The sequence below is a fragment of the Limobrevibacterium gyesilva genome, from assembly GCF_025989185.1.
GTDB lineage: Bacteria > Pseudomonadota > Alphaproteobacteria > Acetobacterales > Acetobacteraceae > Limobrevibacterium > Limobrevibacterium gyesilva.
In genome coordinates this window covers 184206-201162 of record NZ_JAPDNT010000005.1, presented here as the reverse complement: position 1 = coordinate 201162, position 16957 = coordinate 184206, and the positions used below count along the sequence as shown (strand labels likewise).

The window sequence follows — 16957 nt, the reverse complement described above, 5'->3', positions numbered from 1 at the left end:
ATTGGTCGGTTTCTTTGTGGTCGGGAGGTGCCATTTCGCGCGTTGATGGGCGGGTCACTGCGTTCGGAGGGTGGGTTTCGGCCCCAGCATGTCGTTTCGGACGGACTCGCGGTGTCACGCCGCCGCTGCCAGCAGCTTGGGCAGGCGGACGAGGTTGTAGGCCGCCATGGCGAAGGTGAACTGCCAGTCGATCCTCGGCCGCCCGCGATGGCGCGACTTGCGCAGCCCAGCGACGGTCTTGGCCCAGCCGAACGCCTCTTCGATCCGCTTGCGGATGCGCAAGCTGATGTCGTAGCCGGGGTGGCGGGTGCTCCGGCCGTCGATGGCCGAACGGCGCCCGTTGGTGTGCTCCGCGACATGCGCGGCGACGTTGATCTCCCTAGGTTCCGTGAACAGTTACCTGATCCAGAGGACGGTAGCAGCGATGGTGACGACGGCGAGGTAGTTTCTGGCGGTCTCCTCGTATCGGGTGGCGACGCGGCGGGACTGCTTGAGCTTGCTGAAGCAGCGCTCGACGAGATGCCTCTCCCTGTAGAGGTCTTTGTCGAAGGGGCGCTTGCTGGCTCTGGAGGGATTGTTGGGGATGACGGCGATGGCGCCGGCCTCGGCGATGGCGGTGCGGAGGTGATCGGCGTCATAGGCTGTGTCGGCCATGACGACGGCGGGCCGGTCGGTGCCGAGCAGGGCGGCCGCGTGCTGGGCATCGCCTCGGTGGCCGGCGGTCAAGATGATCCTGGCGGGACAGCCGAGGCCGCGCACGGCCAGGTGGATCTTGGCGCTCAGGCCGCCGCGTGAGCGGCCGATGGCCTGATCGTCCGCCCCCTTTTTGCGCCGCTGGCATGCTGGTGAGCGCGCACGATGGTGGAGTCCAGGATCAGGTATTCGAAGTCCGGACCATCCGCCATTGCGGCAAAGATGCGGTGCCAGACGCTCTTCGCGCTCCAGCGGCTGAAGCGGCGGAAGGCGCTGTTCCAGGCGCCGAACACCTCCGGCAGGTCGCGCCACGGCGAGCCCGTCCGCACGATCCACCGCACCGCCTCGACAAACATCCGGTTGTCGCGGCCCGACGAACCGCGCGTGCGCTCGTCGCCAATGATGTACCCCGCCCGCCGCTCCCACTGCGCGTCGCTCAGGATCAGGCGGTCCAGAACTCCCACGGCTGCCTCCTCATCAAAGGCAGTCTTGAATCACATCATCCGCCGCGCCGGACTCCCTCAAGAGTCCACAGGACCTAGAGGGAGCAGCCGTACGCCCTTGGGGAGATTGGTGTGCCCGGAGAGGTTTGAACTCCCGACCCAAGATTAAAAGTCCGAGGGATGCGACCGGAAATATCGTTGCGACGGACTGGACTTCCTAGGCAAAGGAAGCGTGTTGGGGGTCACGTGCCCGCCGGACCTCGCGTCTCCGGCCGCACGCGCCCCAGCCGGCGACGCCGACGGGGCTTGCGGCAGTGACAGCGCCCTCATGGCCTGATCACAGCACCGGAGACTCCCATGACCAAGACCCAACACACCACCAGGAAGCGCGCGATCCCCGCCACTCCGCCCAACAAGTCGGCGCGGCGGCCAAAGCAGGCGCCGCTGCAATCGCCGCATCATCCAGCCCGCGCGATCCCGGCCGGGCGAGCGACAAAGTCAGCGACGCCGGAGACCGTGGGTGCAGCCGTTGCACCGAAGTCACGCGCCTCCAAGAAGGCCGCAATCACCGCGCTGCTCCAGCGCGAAGACGGCGCCACCATCACTGAACTGGTGGCGGCGACAGGCTGGCTCGGGCACAGCGTCCGCGCCGCCCTGACCGGGCTGCGCCAGGACGGACACGAGATCGTCCGCAGCACGACGGCCAACGGCGCCACGCAGTACCGCATCGTCGCGGCAGCGTGACATGACCGCCATGCGCGACGAGATCGCCCGACTGGCAGAGGCGTCGACCCATGATCTGCGGATCGAATGGCGCCGCACCCATCGCACCGAGCCCCCGGCCAGCCTGAGCCGTGACCTCCTGTTGCGGGCCCTGGCCTACGCGCTGCAGGAACGTGCCCAGGGCGGGTTGAACCAGACGACAAAGCGGATGCTGGCCGCCCTCAGCCAGAAAACGGGACCCGGGGGCGGCAGCGCCCCCGGACCCGAGGCCGCGCTCAAACCGGGGGTCCGGCTGGTGCGCGAGTGGCGCGGCGAAGCCCATGCGGTGCTCGTGCTTGAGGGTGGATACGAATACCAGGCGCGGCGATACCGCTCGCTGACCCAGATCGCCAAGCTCATCACCGGGGCCCACTGGTCGGGTCCGCGTTTCTTCGGCATTGCCCAGTTACCCGGAAAGGCCCGGCAGGTGCGCCCGGCGCCAAGCCCCACTGCCGAGGATGCCCGTCATGGCCAAACCTGATCCCACTGCCGGCCGCCGTCCTGGACGGCCGATCCGCTGCGCCATCTATACCCGCAAATCGTCCGAGGAGGGGCTGGAGCAGGACTTCAACTCGCTGCATGCCCAGCGCGAGGCGTGCGAGGCCTATATCAGGAGCCAGCGGCATGAGGGTTGGGTCCTGCTCTGCGAGCAGTACGACGACGGCGGGATCTCGGGCGCCACGATGGATCGCCCGGCGTTGCAACAGCTGCTCGCCGATATTGCCGCCCGCAAGGTCGACACCGTGGTCGTCTACAAGGTGGACCGGCTGACCCGAACGCTCGCCGATTTCGCCAAGATCGTGGAGATCTTCGACGGCCACGAGGTGGCGTTCGTCTCGGTCACCCAGCAGTTCAACACCACCACCTCGATGGGCCGGCTGACCCTGAACGTGCTGCTCTCCTTCGCCCAGTTCGAGCGCGAGGTCACCGGCGAGCGGATCCGCGACAAGATCGCCGCCTCCAAGAAGAAGGGCATGTGGATGGGCGGCACCCCACCGCTCGGATACGACGCCCGGGACCGCAAGCTGATCGTGCACGCGGCCGAGGCGGAAACCGTCCGGCACATCTTTCGCCGCTATGCGGCGCTCCGCTCGGTGCGGCTCCTGAAGCAGGAACTGGATGCCGCCGGCATCGTCAGCAAGGATCGGGTGAGTGCGGCGGGCCGGCGCTGGGGTGGGCGTCCCCTGGCCCGTGGCGCGCTCTATCGGATGCTGCAGAACCGGGTCTATCGCGGCGAGATCGCCCACAAGGACCAACATTACCCCGCGGAGCATCCGCCGATCGTCGATCAGGAGCTGTGGGACCGGGTGCAGGCGGTGCTCACTGCGAACGCGATCGACCGCAAGGCCGGCCATACCGCGAAGAACCCAAGCCTGCTGGCCGGGCTGATCCATGATGGCGCCGGCAACCGGATGACCCCCTCGCATGCGGTGAAGGACGGCAAGCGCTATCGCTACTATGTCTCGCGTCCACTCATTGCCGAGGGAAAAGCCAAGGCATCGGGCACCTGCCGGATTCCGGCGGCCGAGATCGAACGGGTCGTCGCCGACCGGGTTCAGGCGTTCCTCGCCGACGGCGCGGCGGTCTTCGATGCGGTTCGGACGATTGTCACGGGAACATCAGACCAGAAGCGGCTGGTCGAGCAGGCCGCCACCATCGCGCAGGGCTGGGCAACCCTGCCGCCGCCGCGTCGGCGCAGCTTCCTCCGCACGCCGATCACCCGCGTCGAGGTGACCGAGGACGCGGTGCATGTCCATCTCCTGCCCGCACGCGTCGTCGTCGCCATCGAGGGCCAATCCGACGCCACCCTCTTGCCGCCCGCGTTGCACCAGGACCCGATCGTCCTGGCGGTCCCGGTCCGCCTGCACCGCATCGGCCAAGGCACCAGATTGATCATGAACACCGCCCGCGCCGCGGCTGCCCAACCGAATGCCGGGCTGACCAGGTTGCTGGTTCAGGCGCATCAGATGCAGCGCCGGCTGCTGCAGGGCAAGCACCGCAGCATCGCGGAGTTTGCCAACCAGGAGCAGATGACCGGATCCTACATCTCCCGTCTGGTCCGCCTCGCATGGCTCGCTCCCGATATCACGCAGGCCATCCTCAGCGCTCAGCACCCACCGGCGCTGACCGCGATCAAGCTGATGCAAAGCGGCCCTCTGCCGCTCGACTGGCAGGAGCAGCGGGCCGTCCTCGGTTTCGTCTGACCGACACCAACGCACTATTCGCGACTGGCCACGGCCCCTCGGATCGCCGAGGGGCCGAACCTTTTCCTGGTGGTGGCGAACCGCGGTGCCGGCACCGCCGCCGGGCATTCGGTACTGCAACAAAGCCGCACAGAGAAAACCGCGCCCCAAACCCCGCCGAACCCGGAGGAACCGGTCTCTGTGGACCACCCGCAAAGGCCGCATCGCGCAAAGGCGCCGACACAACGGCCACGATTGCGGGATCGGCAAAGAAGGCAATAATGAGCGATATCAATGTGTTATGGTTGGCGGAGGGGATGGGATTCGAACCCACGGTACGGATTTACTCCGTACAACGGTTTAGCAAACCGTCGCCTTCAGCCGCTCGGCCACCCCTCCGCCGAGAGAGGCAAGTCACACGACGTTTGCAGGGCGGTTTCTAGGGTCTCGGAAGCGCCCCGTCAAATGATGAGGCGCGCGTCCCGCGAATTCAGCTCAGCGCCACCTCGAACCCGCGCTTCGTCGCCGGCCGGGCCATCATGGTCTCGTACCAGCGCTTCACATTGGGGAAATCGGCCAGGTCCACCTGGTGCCGCTCATGCCGCCAGGCCCAGCCCAGAATCGCGAAATCGGCGATCGAGATATCGCCCGCGAAGAACTCCACCTCCGCCAGCCGCCGGTCCGCCACGCCATACAGCCGGCGTGTCTCCTTGCTGTAGCGCTCCAGCCCGTAGCGGCGGTCCTGCTCGTTCTCCACCTGCAGGAAATGGTGCACCTGGCCGGGCATGGGGCCGAAGCCGCCCATCTGCCACATCAACCACTCCAGCACCGGCACCTGGTGGCGCAGGTCCTTCGGCCAGAACATCCCGGTTTTCTGGCCCAGATAGATCAGGATCGCGCCCGACTCGAACACGCTGATCGGCGCGCCATCCGGCGACTCGGGATCGATGATCGCGGGAATGCGATTGTTCGGGCTGATCTTCAGGAAATCCGGATTGAACTGCTCGCCCTTGCCGATGTTCACGGTGTGCACCGAGTAGGCAAGCCCCATCTCCTCCAACGCCACGCTGATCTTGCGGCCATTGGGCGTGTTCCAGGTCCAGAGTTCGATGCTCATGCCGCGCTTCCCATAGCAATGATGCAGGGCGCTGGCCGAAATTGGCCGCGCCCTGTTGCCCCGACTATCCGACAGGCTTGATCGCACGGCAAATGGCCCCGAAACTCGACGCGGTCGAATCGATTCTGGAGAGACGGCCAGTGTCGTCCTGGGCTGGCGCACGCGGATTGGCGCTGAATGAGAGTGGCCGCAAGTCGCTGCGGGCGGCCTATGTGCTGTGGTTCGTGCTTGGCCATGTCGGCGCCCACCGATTCTACCTGGACCGGAAAGCCACGGCGCTCGCCATGCCCGTGCTGTTCGTCCTGTCCGCGGCCGCCACCACGGTCACGCGAATCGGCGGCCTGGGACTGGTGACGCTCCTGCTCTGGGCGTTGATCGACGCGGCCCTGATCCCATCCTGGGTCCGCGAGCACAACGACGGGTTCCACTGACGGGCGGGCCACCACGCCGGCGGCCCGCCCGTTCCAGTGTGACCCGGTTCAGGCCAGCTTGCGCTTCAGCGCCTCGTTCACCAGCGCCGGGTTGCCCTTGCCGGCCATGGCCTTCATCACCTGGCCCACGAAGAAGCCGAACAGCTTCTCCTTGCCCGCCTTGAATTCCGCCAACTTGTCCGGATTGGCCGCCAGCACCGCGTCCACCGCCGCGTCGATGGCGCCGGTGTCGATCACCTGCCGCAGCCCCTTGCGCTCCACGATCACGCCCGGTTCCTCGCCGGTTTCCACCATCGCCTCGAACACTTCCTTGGCGATGCGGCCGTTGATCGTGTTGTCGCTGATCAGGTCGATCAGCTGGCCCAGGGCAGCGGCGGACACGGGACTCGTCTCGATCGTCTTGCCGGTTCGGTTCAGGGCCGCGAAGAAATCGCCCATCATCCAGTTCGCAGCCAGCTTGGCGTCGCGGCCACGCGCCAGGGTCTCGTAGAAATCCGCGATCGCCTGCTCGGCCACCAGCACGCCGGAGTCATAGGCCGGCAGGCCGTATTCGCGCATCAACCGCGCCCGCTTCTCGTCCGGCAGCTCCGGCAGGCCGCGCTGCAGCTCCGCCACCCACGCCTCGTCCAGCACCAACGGCAGCAGGTCGGGATCGGGGAAATAGCGGTAGTCGTGCGCGTCCTCCTTCGAACGCATGCTGCGCGTCTCACCGCGGCCCGGATCGAACAGCCGCGTCTCTTGATCGACGGTGCCGCCCTCCTCCCAGACCGCGATCTGCCGCTTCGCCTCGGCCTCGATCGCCTGCATCACGAAGCGGATGGAATTGACGTTCTTCACCTCGCAGCGCGTGCGGAACGGCTCGCCATGCTTGCGCACCGACACGTTCACGTCGGCGCGCATGGAGCCCTCCTCCATGTTCCCGTCGCAGGTGCCGAGATAGCGCAGGATGGTGCGCAGCTTGCGCAGATAGGCGCCGGCCTCCTCGGGGCTGCGCAAATCCGGCTCGCTCACGATCTCCATCAGCGCCACGCCGGCGCGGTTGAGGTCGATGAACGTCTTCGACGGATGCTGGTCGTGCAGCGACTTGCCGGCGTCCTGCTCCAGATGCAGGCGCGTCACCCCGATCTGCTTGGTGCTGCCGTCCGCCAGCTCGATCTCGATCGTTCCTGCCCCTACGATCGGGTGCTGGTACTGGCTGATCTGGTAGCCCGCCGGCAGGTCCGCGTAGAAATAGTTCTTCCGGTCGAACCGGCTAACCAGGTTGATATGCGCCCGCAGCCCCAGCCCGGTGCGTACCGCCTGGGCGACGCATTCGCGGTTGATCACCGGCAGCATACCGGGGAACGCCGCGTCCACGAAGCTCACCTGCGTGTTCGGCTCGGCGCCGAAATCGGTGGCCGCGCCCGAGAACAGCTTGGAGCGGCTGATCACCTGGGCATGCACCTCCAGGCCGATCACGACCTCCCAGCTGCCGGTCGCGCCTTCGATCGTATATGTCGCCATCGCCTCAGACCTCCGCGCGCATGCTGGGCAGCGCCGCGAAACCCGCCGCGCGCTCCAGCGCCGCGCCGACCGCGAACACCGTCTCCTCATCGAACGGCCTGCCCAGCACCTGCAGCCCCAGCGGCAGGCCCTGCGCATCCAGCCCCGCCGGCACCGACAGGCCGGGAATGCCGGACATGTTGGCGGGCACAGTGAACACGTCGTTCAGATACATCTTGATGGGATCGTCCATCCGCTCGCCCTGCGCGAACGCGGCCGAAGGCGCGGTCGGCGTCACCAGTGCATCGACGCCGCGGAACACGTCGGTGAAATCCTTCAGGATCAGCGCCCGCACCTTCTGCGCCCGCAGGTAATAGGCATCGTAATACCCGGCCGACAGCACATAGGTGCCGATCATGATGCGCCGCTTCACCTCGGCCCCGAAGCCCGCCGCGCGCGTCTTCTCGTACAGCTCGGTCAGGTCGGCGCCATCCTCGCGGCTGGTGAACCGCACCCCGTCATAGCGCGCGAGGTTCGACGACGCCTCCGCTGGCGCCACGATATAATACGTCGCCAGCCCGTATTTCGTGTGCGGCAGCGACACGTCCACGATCTCCGCACCCTGCTCGCGCAGCCAGCCCAGCCCCTGCTGCCACAGCGCCTCGATCTCCGGCGGCATGCCCTCGCTGCGATACTCGCGCGGCACACCGATGCGCAGCCCCTTGACCCCGCGCCGGCACGCCGCCGCGAAATCCGGCACCGGCCTATCGGCGCTGGTGGAATCCTTCGGGTCGTGCCCGGCCATGCTGGTCAGCAGGATGGCGCAATCCTCCACCGTGCGCGCCACCGGCCCCGCCTGGTCCAGTGAGGACGCGAACGCCACGATGCCCCAGCGGCTGCACCGCCCATAGGTCGGCTTCATGCCGGCAATGCCGCAGAAGCTCGCGGGCTGGCGGATCGACCCGCCGGTGTCGGTCGCCGTGGCTCCCAATGCCAGCCGCGCCGCCACCGCCGCCGCCGACCCGCCCGACGACCCGCCCGGCACCAGCGGCGCATTGTCGCCCTGCCGCGTCCACGGGTTCGTCACCGCCCCGAAGGCCGAGGTCATGTTGGACGAGCCCATGGCGAACTCGTCCAGGTTGGCCTTGCCCAGGAACACCGCTCCGTCGCGCAGCAGGTTGGCGCTCACCGTGCTCTCATATGGCGGCACGAAATGCTCCAGGATCCGGCTGCCAGCCGTCGTCCGCACCCCGGCCGTGCAGAACAGGTCCTTGATGGCCAGCGGAATGCCCGTGAGGTTGCCCTGCTCGCCGCGCGCCAGCGCCGCATCCGCCGCCGCCGCGTGTTCCAGCGCCAGCTCCGGCGTCACCGTGATAAACGCATTCAATCGCGGGTTCAGCGCCTCGATCGCGCCCAGGAACGCCCCGGTCAGCTCGCGCGCGGAAAACTGCTTGCGGCGCAACCCGTCACGGGCGGCCACCAGGGTCAGCTCGGAAAACATCACTCCACCACCTTCGGTACGGCGTAGAAATTCCCGATCCGGTCCGGCGCGTTGGCCAGCACCTGCTCGGGAATCCCGCCATCGGTCACGATGTCCTCGCGCATCTTCAGCGCCATGGCCTGCGCCCCTTGGGCCCCGCCCGCCAGCGGCTCCACGCCCTCTACATCCACCTCGTTCAACTGCTCGATCCAGCTCAGGATGCCCGAGAGCTCGGTCTGCAATTGGCCCAGCTGCGTCTCATCGACACGGATGCGGGCGAGTTTGGCGATGCGCCGTACGGTCGCGGGATCGAGCGACATGATATTCCCTTGGCCTGAGGAAGAGCGCGGGACCATAACGGCGCCCATGCCCCGGTTCAACATGCCGCTCCTCGACGTCAGGACCCTGCGCGCCCAGCTTCCCCCCGGACAGCGCCTGCTCGGCCTCGATCCGGGCGCGAAGATCATCGGCATCGCCCTCTCGGACGTCACCCTCATGCTGGCCAGTCCCTATGGCAGCCTCAAACGCGGCAAGCTCTCGGTCAACGCCGCCGAAATTGCCGAAATCGCCCGCAAGGAAGGCGCCGGCGGCCTGGTCGTCGGCCTGCCTTTGTCGCTCGACGGCACCACCGGCCCCGCCGCCCAGGCCGCCCGCGACTGGACCCACGCCCTGTCCGAGGCCACCAGCCTGCCCGCCTCGCTGTGGGACGAACGCCTGTCCTCGGCCGCGGTGAACCGCTTCCTGATCAACGAAGCCGACATGACCCGAAAACGCCGCGCCGAAGTGGTCGACCGCATGGCCGCGGCCTACACCCTGCAGAGCGCGCTGGATGCGAGCCGCTAAGTAAGTAAGAAAGAAAGGCCAGGGCTCTGCCCTGGACCCGCAAAGGGGCAGAGGCCCCTTTGATCCCGTTACCTATCGCCGGGGTGGCGGCACGTCGGTGGCCGCCGCATCCGCCGGCAGGGACCGCCTGGCCCATTCGGGACGCTCAGCGTGGCTCGTCAGATACAGCCGCAATGCTTCCGTCGCCATCATGATGTCCTGCTGGATGGCTTCGCGGGCCAGCGCCCCATCCCGAATCTGCAGCGCCTTGATGATGGTCACGTGCGGATGCTGCGCCAGCCTGGCGACCGGCCAGCGCGTCATGCCGTGCATCAGCGGGCCGCATTGCAGCCACAGCATCTCCACCAGGCGCAGAAGCACCGGCATGCGGGCGGCCGCGCACAGGGTGAGGTGGAAGCGCTGGTTCTCCAGCAGGATCTGCGCATGCGACCGGGCCGCCCGGGCGGCGACGAGGCGTTTGTGGATGGCGCGAAGCGTATCGATATCCGCCTCCGTCGCGCACAGGGCCGCCTGCGCGGCGGCCTTGCCCTCCAGATCGAGGCGCAGCTCGCGTACCTCCGCATAACGGGCCAGGTCCATGACGGCGACGCAGACCGAGCGATAGTCGACCTGGACCAGTGCCTGATCCGACACCAGGCGCGCCAGCGCCTCGCGTACCGGCGTCACGCTGACGCCCAGCTCCGCCGCGAGGTCGCGCAGCTTGAGCTTCTGTCCTGGTTCGTAGCGGCCGGCCATCAGATCGTGGCGCAGCTGCTGATAGATCTGCACGCCGAGATTTTGCGTGACCAGCAAATCCAGCCTCCCCGGGGGAGTTCGGCATTTGTGATAACATATACGAACATCTTGTCAAACGGATCGGCATCTGCTTGAACGGCAGACAATCAGCGCCACGGCATCGACCGACGAAGCGCACCGCGGGAAGAGACGTCATGAACCAAGCAAACAGGCTGGCGATCGACCCGGGCTCGCGCGGTTGCGGTAGCACCATCTGGTCGACCGAATGCATGCAGCCTCCCGCGGTCGCGGACGGGCCGGCATGACCGGGCGCAGCTTCTCAGACCACCGAACGGAAGGAAGCGCAACCATGCCCCAGATCAGCCGCCGGGCGATCCTCGCAGGCTCTGCCGCGATGCTCGCCATCCCGACGACGCCACACGCACAGGGTGCGGGAGGGGCGAAGCCGAAGGTCACGGTCATTTCGCAATGGAGTGCCGGCAGCGACGGCGCCGCCATCACCACGCTCGGCAAGGAGTTCGAGCGGCAGGGCGGCATCTGGGAGCACAACCCCGTCCCCGGCTTCACCACCGAAATGATGAACAAGCTCCGGGCGCAGATCATCGCCGGGGATCCGCCGGCCGCCTCGCAGCTCAAGGGGCCAGAGATCGCTGCCTGGTCGAAGGTGGGGGCGGTCGTCAATCTCGACGAGCAAGTGAAGGAAGCCGGCTACGAAGCCGTGGTGCCGGCGGAGCTGGCGCGGCTGAGCAAGCCGAATGGTCACTGGATCGCCTTGCCGATCCAGGCCTATCGGATCAACACGCTGTTCGTCTCGAAGAAGGCGGCCGACCGGATCGGCATGACCAGCCTGCCCACGACCTGGAGCGAGTTCAACGCGGCGGCCGAGAAGATGAAGGCAGCCGGGATCACGCCGGTGGCGAACGGCGGCATCAAGTGGGACGACGGGATGAAATGGGAGATCGCCCTGTGCGGCATCAGTCCCGATGCGTACCGCAAGGCCGTCATGGAGCTCGACGCCAAGACGCTGCAGGGGCCGGAGGTGCTTGCCGCCTTCCGTCAGTTCCGCAAGCTCGGCGAGTGGTCCGATCCGGGATCGGCGGGGCAGCATTACAGCACATTCATTCCGCGCTACATGAAGGGCGATATGGGCATGCTGCTGATGGGTGGCTGGGCCCAGGGCGTGTTCAAGAATGCCGGGTTCCAGCTCAGCGACTACATGGTCGGGCCGGCGCCGCAGGACGACGGCAAGGTGGCGTTCGACCTCAACGCCGACGAGTTCATCTTCTGGCAGAAGAAGCAGCCGGAGTTCCAGCAGGGGCAGAAGCTGCTTGCCAAGATCGTCATGGGCAAGGCGTTCGGCCCGATGTACTCGCAGATCACCGGATCGCTGCCGGTGCGCACCGACACCGATCTGTCGGATCCGGGCTTCAGCGACGGGCAGCGCGAGGCGGCGCGCGCGATGTCTGAGGCCGTGAAGGCCAATCGCGTGGTGCTGAGCCTGGCGCACAACATGGCCCAGACCAACCAGATCGCCGCTGCCATGATCGACGTGCTGACCGAATACGTGCACGATAACCGCATCAAGGCCGAGGAGGGGCAGAAGCGCCTGGTCGAAGCCGTCGACAGCATCCGCTGACCGATGATGGCCTGGCGTCAGCGCTGGGACCGGATCCTGCCGCATCTCGTGATCTGGCCGCCGCTGCTGGTCAGCTGTGCGTATGTGCTGGTGTTCAGCGTGTGGACGACCTGGGTGTCGTTCACACGCTCGACGCTGCTGCCGGATTACAGCTGGGCGGGCGTTCGCAACTACACGGCGATGCTGGCCAGCCGGAACTGGCAGATCGCCTTCACGAACCTGTTCATCTATGGCGCCTGCTTCGTGGTACTCGCCATGGCCGTCGGATTGCTGCTGGCCGTGCTGATCGACCAGCGCATCCGCGGGGAGAATCTGTTCCGGACCATCTTCCTCTATCCGATCGCCGTGTCGTTCGTGGTGACCGGCACCGTGTGGGGCTGGCTGTTCAATCCCAGCATCGGCGTGCAGAAACTGGTGCACGACCTCGGCTGGACCAGCTTCCGCTTCGACTGGGTGATCGACCGGAACATGGCGATCTACACGATCGTGGTCGCCGCGGTGTGGCACGGCTCCGGCTTTGCCATGGCGCTTTTCCTGGCCGGCCTGCGGTCGGTGGACGCCGATCTAGTGAAGGCGGCGCAGATCGATGGCGCCGGTGCCTGGCGGATATACACGCGGGTGGTGCTGCCGACCATCGGGCCGATCTTCGTTGCCGTCCTGGTGATGCTGCTGCAGTTCGCGATCAAGACATATGATCTCGTCGTCGCGCTCACCGCGGGGGGCCCCGGACTGGCATCGACGTTGCCGGCGCTCGTTGTCTACGACTTCATGTTCCAGCGTGGCGAGCTTGGCCGTGGCGCGGCGGCTGCCGTCATGCTGCTCGGGTCGCTCACCGTGGTCCTGATTCCCTATGCGGGCTTCCGGGCCTGGCAGAATCGTAGAGGCGCTGCCCGTGTCTGAACGCCTGCTCGCTCGTGCCGCGATCTATGGGGCCCTGACGTTGTTCGCGGCCTTCTATCTCGTGCCCCTCGCGGTGGTGATGCTGAACTCCGTACGCAGCACCGAGGACATCAACCACAGCTCGGTGATCGGGTTGCCATCCGTCTATGTGTGGGGGAATTTCGCGCACACCTGGAGCAGCTACTGCATCGCCGAGCACTGCACGGGGATTCAGCCGTATTTCTGGAATTCGCTGCGAATGGTGATCCCGGCAACCGTCATCTCGACGCTGCTCGGGGCGTTGAACGGCTATTCGCTGGCGCTCTGGCGCTTTCGCGGCGACACGCTGGTGTTCGGCATCATCACCCTTGGCGTGTTCCTGCCGGAGCAGATGAAGCTGGTGCCCTGGGCCATCGTGCTACGCGACCTCGGTCTGTTCAACACCATCTCCGGACTGGTGCTGATCCACGTGATCCAGGGGATAAGCTTCACCACCCTGTTCTGCCGGAACTACTACGTCAGCATTCCCGCTGATCTGCTGAAAGCGGCGCGAATCGACGGCGCCGGGTTCTTCCGCATCTTCTGGCGGATCGTGTTGCCGCTGTCGCCGCCGATCCTGATCGTGACGGTGATCTGGCAGTTCACCGGCATCTGGAACGAGTTCCTCTATGGCGTCACCTTTTCCACAGGCGAGAACCAGCCCGTCACCGCCGCGCTGATCGCGTTGTCCGCCCAGATCAGCCAGGCGCCGCAATATGGTCAGCAAAGCGCCGCGGTGCTGATGGCGGCCGCGCCGACCTTGCTGGTCTACCTGTTCGGCGGCCGGTATTTCGTGCGTGGCCTGACTTCGGGAGCCGTGAAATAGATGTCAGCGCTGACCATCCGCAACGTCTCCAAGCACTATGGCCCGCTGCCGGTGCTCAAGGACATCAACCTCGAGATCGACAGCGGCGAATTCACCATCCTGGTCGGGCCATCGGGATGTGGAAAATCGACGCTGCTCAACATCATTTCCGGGCTCGACACGGCGAGCGAGGGCATGATCGAGATCGGCGGGAGGCCGATGAACGGCGTCGCAGCCAAGGACCGGAACATCGCGATGGTGTTCCAGTCCTACGCGCTGTACCCGTCGATGACGGTGCGGCGCAACATGACGTTCGGCATGGAATGTCGAAAAGTGCCAAAGCAGCAGCAGGCCGAAATCCTCGACCGCGTCGCCCGGCTCCTGCAGATCGAGGCGCTGCTCGATCGCAAGCCATCGCAACTGTCGGGCGGGCAGCGGCAGCGCGTTGCCATGGGCCGTGCGCTGGTGCGCGATCCCCTGCTGTTCCTGTTCGACGAGCCGCTGTCCAATCTTGATGCCAAACTGCGTGTCGAGATGCGCATGGAGATCAAGCGGCTGCACCAGCGCCTCGGCTCCACCATCGTCTATGTGACTCACGACCAGATCGAGGCGATGACGTTGGCCTCGCGCATCGCAGTCATGCATCAGGGCGTGGTGCAGCAGTTTGCCGATCCGGACACGGTCTACAACCGGCCGGCGAACCTGTTCGTCGCGCGCTTCATGGGGGCGCCCCCGATGAACACGCTTGCCGCGCGGCTCGAGATGGTCGACGGAGCCGTTGTCGCGGTCATGGGGCAAGGGGAAACGGCCGTTCGCCTGCCCGCACCGGACGTCGCACAGACATGGGCAGGGCGGGAGGTCGTGCTGGGGATCCGGCCGGAATGCATCACCGAGCCGACCCGGCACTTCAGCGATGCGCCCGGCACGACCGTCACGGTTGCTGCGCCGGTCGAGATGACCGAGCCGACCGGGGCGGAAACCATCGTGGTTCTGCGCCTCGGCGGAGAACAGGCGCTCGGCCGTGTCGCGCCGGACATCCGCCTGACGATGGGCGAGACCGCGCGCTTTGCCGTCGACACGCGCAAGATCTGCCTGTTCGACCCGATCAGCGAAGGACGCATCGCATGACACAAACGCGCTATCCTTGCCTCGCCGGGCGCACCGTTGTGGTGACCGGCGGCGCCAGTGGCATCGGCGCCGCCTTTGTCCGCGCTTTCGCCGAGCAGGGCGCACGGGTTGGATTTCTCGACCGCGATTCGGCGGCTGCCGAACCGCTGATCGACGCGCTCGCCCGCGCCGGCAACCCACGGCCGTTGTTCGTGGCATGCGATCTGACCGATATCGAGGCGCTGAAAGCGGCTTTCGCCACGCTGTATGCCGGCCTGGGCCCGGCCGCGGTTCTGGTCAACAACGCGGCCAACGACCGGCGGCAGGACTTCCTCGCAGTTGACGAAGCGGAGTTCGACTGGTCGATGTCGGTGAATTTCAAGCATCAGTATTTCGCCGCGCAGGCAGTCGTGCCGCAGATGCGCGAACTCGGCTTCGGTTCGATCATCAACATGAGTTCGGGCGCCTGGATCGGCGGTGGCCCATCGATGCAGGCCTACAGCGCGGCCAAGGCGGCGGCAGTCGGTTTCACCAATTCGCTGGCGCGCGACGTCGGACAATGGCGCATCCGCGTCAATGCGATCGCGCCGGGGCAAGTGATCACGCCGCGCCAGCGTGCGCTCTGGTTCCAGGACGAGGCGCAGATCGCGGCCGGCCGGGCAAGGCAGTGCATCCCCGATGACGTGGAACCTTCCCACGTCGCCGCCCTGGCCTTGTTCCTGGCCAGCGATGACGCCGCGCTGATCACCAAGCAATGCTTCCAGGTGAATGGCGGCGCGCGCTGAGCCGGCCGGGACGGCCGACCTCCCCCGCCAGAGGGACCGAACCTACTGCGCCGCTCCCTGGCGCCGTCGCCTGAACATCCAGAATGCCGCAACCAGGATGGCGAGAACCGCCACCGCAGACATCGCTACGCGCGTCGCCACGATCAGGAACGACGAGGCGCTCCCGGCTCGCAGGTCTTGCACCTGCGCGGTTGTAACCGCGGCGCTCGGGTTGCCGTAGCGTTGGGTGAGATACGCGCCAAGCGTCGCGATCTGCTGATCCGACAGCTCATGCGCGAAGCCCGGCATCAGTATGTCGGATGCACCGGGCAGCCGGTGAATTCCGTCCAGGAGCACCATGACCAGGTTATTCGTGTTGGTTCGACCGAGTGCCGTGTTGTGGAAGAGTGACGGCAGGCCGCCGTCGTCGCTCCCTTGCCCATCGCTTTGGTGGCAGGTCGCGCAATATGCATCGTAGAGCTGCGGGCCCGACATCTGATTCGGATCCGCCGGCAACGGAACACCGCGGATGCCGCTGAGGTCATCGGCAGCTGCGCCCCATCCGAATGCTGGGCGGGCGTCCTCGTCATTACGCACCGCCGGCACGGCTTTCAGATACACGGCAATCGAACGCAAGTCGCTGTCCTGCAGAAGATGCAGGCTGTTGTCGATCGCCTCGGCCATCGGGCCAGCCGCTTGTGCCTTGTTCACCGCGCGCCCGTCACGCATGTAGTCGATCAGATCGCGTTCGCTCCATCCGCCGATCCCACTGTTCGCGTCGGACGTAATGTTCGGCGCGTGCCAGGGGCCAACCTCGCCGCCGCCGAGGTCGCGCGACGCCTTTTCAGCCATCAACACGTTGCGCGGCGTATGACAGGCACTGCAATGCGTGAGGCCACGGACCAGGTAAGCGCCACGGTTCCACTCGGCGCTCTTGCTCGGGTCGGGTTCGAATGGCTTGCTGTCGAGGAACAGGAGGTTCCATGCAGCCATTGACAGCCGAATATTGAACGGGAAGGACAGCTCTGTCTGCGGCGAAGGCGCATCGACGGGCGCGACCGCGTTCATGAAGTACGCGTAAAGCGCTTTGACGTCGTCGTCCGACACTTGCGCATACGAGGTGTACGGCATCGCGGGATACAGGCGCTGGCCGTCAGCACGCACGCCTTTGCGTAGTGCGTCCGCGAACTGCGGGAGCGTATAGGTGCCGATACCGTATGTCTTCGAAGGCGTGATATTGGTCGACACGATCGCGCCAACCGGGGTTGGCAGCGACAGCCCACCTGCGAGCGCCTTGCCGCCAGGCGTGGTGTGGCAGGCGACGCAGTCCCCTGCGGCTGCAAGGTACTGGCCGCGCTGGATCAGGTCGGCGTCGGCAGGGGGCGCAGCAAATGCAGGGAGCGCATTCACGCTCGCGAGCGCGATGGCGATGGCGCCGGACGCAATCGGCAAGGGTAGGATCGATTTCATGGCGAGCGACTTCCCCACCGTGAAGAAGGGCGTTCGGCTGGTCGGTCATCGTAGCCCGCGGGACGCGGCGGTCGCAGCGGAGAGGTCA

General features: G+C 66.4%; 16 protein-coding genes, 1 tRNA gene and 2 pseudogenes. 10 read left to right on the top strand and 9 right to left on the bottom strand.

Annotated features, from left to right (window positions below; genetic code table 11):
- Positions 1 to 114: 114 nt before the first annotated feature.
- A pseudogene (locus OL599_RS10030) lies at positions 115 to 381 on the bottom strand (transposase); the annotation flags it as partial.
- A 15-nt stretch (positions 382 to 396) separates the two neighbouring features.
- Positions 397 to 1157: pseudogene (locus OL599_RS10025) on the bottom strand (IS5 family transposase).
- A 336-nt stretch (positions 1158 to 1493) separates the two neighbouring features.
- On the opposite strand from OL599_RS10025, the gene OL599_RS10020 reads away from it, so the two are divergent.
- Genes OL599_RS10020 through OL599_RS10010 form a run of 3 tightly spaced genes read left to right on the top strand, consistent with a single transcriptional unit; the run spans position 1494 to position 4102 of the window.
- Entirely contained in the window at positions 1494 to 1880 is a 387-nt protein-coding gene (locus OL599_RS10020) for a DUF3489 domain-containing protein (protein WP_264713575.1), read from the top strand.
- A gap of 10 nt (positions 1881 to 1890) precedes the next feature.
- Positions 1891 to 2379, top strand: a complete 489-nt coding sequence (locus tag OL599_RS10015; protein ID WP_264713574.1) for a DUF2924 domain-containing protein — start codon at positions 1891 to 1893, stop codon at positions 2377 to 2379.
- Positions 2366 to 4102, top strand: coding sequence for a recombinase family protein (locus OL599_RS10010; protein WP_264713573.1), 1737 nt, complete (start codon positions 2366 to 2368; stop codon positions 4100 to 4102). Before OL599_RS10015 ends, OL599_RS10010 begins: the two co-directional genes overlap by 14 nt.
- A 285-nt stretch (positions 4103 to 4387) precedes the next feature.
- Here OL599_RS10010 and OL599_RS10005 read toward each other — a convergent pair.
- Both OL599_RS10005 and OL599_RS10000 read right to left on the bottom strand, forming a co-directional pair.
- Positions 4388 to 4480, bottom strand: a tRNA-Ser gene (locus OL599_RS10005).
- A 91-nt stretch (positions 4481 to 4571) separates the two neighbouring features.
- On the bottom strand, positions 4572 to 5198 hold the full coding sequence (locus tag OL599_RS10000; protein WP_264713572.1) for a glutathione S-transferase family protein: 627 nt from the start codon (positions 5196 to 5198) through the stop codon (positions 4572 to 4574).
- A 92-nt stretch (positions 5199 to 5290) separates the two neighbouring features.
- Between OL599_RS10000 and OL599_RS09995 the strand changes: the two genes are divergently transcribed.
- A complete protein-coding gene (locus OL599_RS09995; protein ID WP_264713570.1) occupies positions 5291 to 5629 on the top strand; it encodes a TM2 domain-containing protein in 339 nt (112 codons plus the stop codon).
- Positions 5630 to 5677: 48 nt separating this feature from the next.
- On the opposite strand, the gene gatB is transcribed toward OL599_RS09995, so the two are convergent.
- The 3 genes from gatB to gatC are packed head-to-tail and all read right to left on the bottom strand — an operon-like array spanning position 5678 to position 8911.
- Positions 5678 to 7132, bottom strand: coding sequence for an Asp-tRNA(Asn)/Glu-tRNA(Gln) amidotransferase subunit GatB (gatB, locus tag OL599_RS09990; protein WP_264713568.1), 1455 nt, complete (start codon positions 7130 to 7132; stop codon positions 5678 to 5680).
- Between the two features lie 4 nt (positions 7133 to 7136).
- Positions 7137 to 8612 carry an Asp-tRNA(Asn)/Glu-tRNA(Gln) amidotransferase subunit GatA gene (gatA, locus tag OL599_RS09985; protein ID WP_264713567.1) on the bottom strand — a complete coding sequence of 492 codons (1476 nt, stop codon included), beginning with the start codon at positions 8610 to 8612 and terminating at the stop codon, positions 7137 to 7139.
- A complete protein-coding gene (gatC, locus tag OL599_RS09980) occupies positions 8612 to 8911 on the bottom strand; it encodes an Asp-tRNA(Asn)/Glu-tRNA(Gln) amidotransferase subunit GatC (protein WP_264713566.1) in 300 nt (99 codons plus the stop codon). The genes gatA and gatC overlap by 1 nt, the downstream gene beginning before the upstream one ends.
- Positions 8912 to 8972: 61 nt before the next feature.
- On the opposite strand from gatC, the gene ruvX reads away from it, so the two are divergent.
- Entirely contained in the window at positions 8973 to 9434 is a 462-nt protein-coding gene (gene ruvX, locus OL599_RS09975) for a Holliday junction resolvase RuvX (protein ID WP_264713565.1), read from the top strand.
- A gap of 72 nt (positions 9435 to 9506) precedes the next feature.
- Here ruvX and OL599_RS09970 read toward each other — a convergent pair whose 3' ends face one another.
- Positions 9507 to 10226: a GntR family transcriptional regulator gene (locus OL599_RS09970; RefSeq protein ID WP_264713563.1), complete on the bottom strand. Its 720-nt coding sequence runs from the start codon at positions 10224 to 10226 to the stop codon at positions 9507 to 9509.
- Between the two features lie 292 nt (positions 10227 to 10518).
- Here OL599_RS09970 and OL599_RS09965 point away from each other — a divergent pair, with 292 nt between their 5' ends.
- Genes OL599_RS09965 through OL599_RS09945 form a run of 5 tightly spaced genes read left to right on the top strand, consistent with a single transcriptional unit; the run spans position 10519 to position 15420 of the window.
- Positions 10519 to 11805 carry an ABC transporter substrate-binding protein gene (locus OL599_RS09965; RefSeq protein ID WP_264713562.1) on the top strand — a complete coding sequence of 429 codons (1287 nt, stop codon included), beginning with the start codon at positions 10519 to 10521 and terminating at the stop codon, positions 11803 to 11805.
- Between the two features lie 3 nt (positions 11806 to 11808).
- Positions 11809 to 12705: a carbohydrate ABC transporter permease gene (locus OL599_RS09960; RefSeq protein ID WP_264713561.1), complete on the top strand. Its 897-nt coding sequence runs from the start codon at positions 11809 to 11811 to the stop codon at positions 12703 to 12705.
- Positions 12698 to 13549 carry a carbohydrate ABC transporter permease gene (locus tag OL599_RS09955; protein WP_264713560.1) on the top strand — a complete coding sequence of 284 codons (852 nt, stop codon included), beginning with the start codon at positions 12698 to 12700 and terminating at the stop codon, positions 13547 to 13549. Before OL599_RS09960 ends, OL599_RS09955 begins: the two co-directional genes overlap by 8 nt.
- Entirely contained in the window at positions 13550 to 14656 is a 1107-nt protein-coding gene (locus tag OL599_RS09950) for an ABC transporter ATP-binding protein (protein WP_264713559.1), read from the top strand.
- Positions 14657 to 14697: 41 nt separating this feature from the next.
- On the top strand, positions 14698 to 15420 hold the full coding sequence (locus OL599_RS09945; RefSeq protein WP_264713558.1) for an SDR family NAD(P)-dependent oxidoreductase: 723 nt from the start codon (positions 14698 to 14700) through the stop codon (positions 15418 to 15420).
- A 42-nt stretch (positions 15421 to 15462) separates the two neighbouring features.
- Here the strand turns inward: OL599_RS09945 and OL599_RS09940 are convergent, their stop codons facing one another.
- Complete coding sequence (locus OL599_RS09940; RefSeq protein WP_264713557.1) at positions 15463 to 16869, bottom strand: c-type cytochrome; 1407 nt, start codon at positions 16867 to 16869, stop codon at positions 15463 to 15465.
- Positions 16870 to 16957: the final 88 nt, after the last annotated feature.

Coding starts and splice junctions, on each gene's coding strand:
- OL599_RS10020 (WP_264713575.1), top strand. CDS start 1,494: ATGACCAAGACCCAACACACCACCAGGAAGCGCGCGATCCCCGCCACT.
- OL599_RS10015 (WP_264713574.1), top strand. CDS start 1,891: ATGCGCGACGAGATCGCCCGACTGGCAGAGGCGTCGACCCATGATCTG.
- OL599_RS10010 (WP_264713573.1), top strand. CDS start 2,366: ATGGCCAAACCTGATCCCACTGCCGGCCGCCGTCCTGGACGGCCGATC.
- OL599_RS10000 (WP_264713572.1), bottom strand. CDS start 5,198: ATGAGCATCGAACTCTGGACCTGGAACACGCCCAATGGCCGCAAGATC.
- OL599_RS09995 (WP_264713570.1), top strand. CDS start 5,291: ATGGCCCCGAAACTCGACGCGGTCGAATCGATTCTGGAGAGACGGCCA.
- gatB (WP_264713568.1), bottom strand. CDS start 7,132: ATGGCGACATATACGATCGAAGGCGCGACCGGCAGCTGGGAGGTCGTG.
- gatA (WP_264713567.1), bottom strand. CDS start 8,612: ATGTTTTCCGAGCTGACCCTGGTGGCCGCCCGTGACGGGTTGCGCCGC.
- gatC (WP_264713566.1), bottom strand. CDS start 8,911: ATGTCGCTCGATCCCGCGACCGTACGGCGCATCGCCAAACTCGCCCGC.
- ruvX (WP_264713565.1), top strand. CDS start 8,973: ATGCCGCTCCTCGACGTCAGGACCCTGCGCGCCCAGCTTCCCCCCGGA.
- OL599_RS09965 (WP_264713562.1), top strand. CDS start 10,519: ATGCCCCAGATCAGCCGCCGGGCGATCCTCGCAGGCTCTGCCGCGATG.
- OL599_RS09960 (WP_264713561.1), top strand. CDS start 11,809: ATGATGGCCTGGCGTCAGCGCTGGGACCGGATCCTGCCGCATCTCGTG.
- OL599_RS09950 (WP_264713559.1), top strand. CDS start 13,550: ATGTCAGCGCTGACCATCCGCAACGTCTCCAAGCACTATGGCCCGCTG.
- OL599_RS09940 (WP_264713557.1), bottom strand. CDS start 16,869: ATGAAATCGATCCTACCCTTGCCGATTGCGTCCGGCGCCATCGCCATC.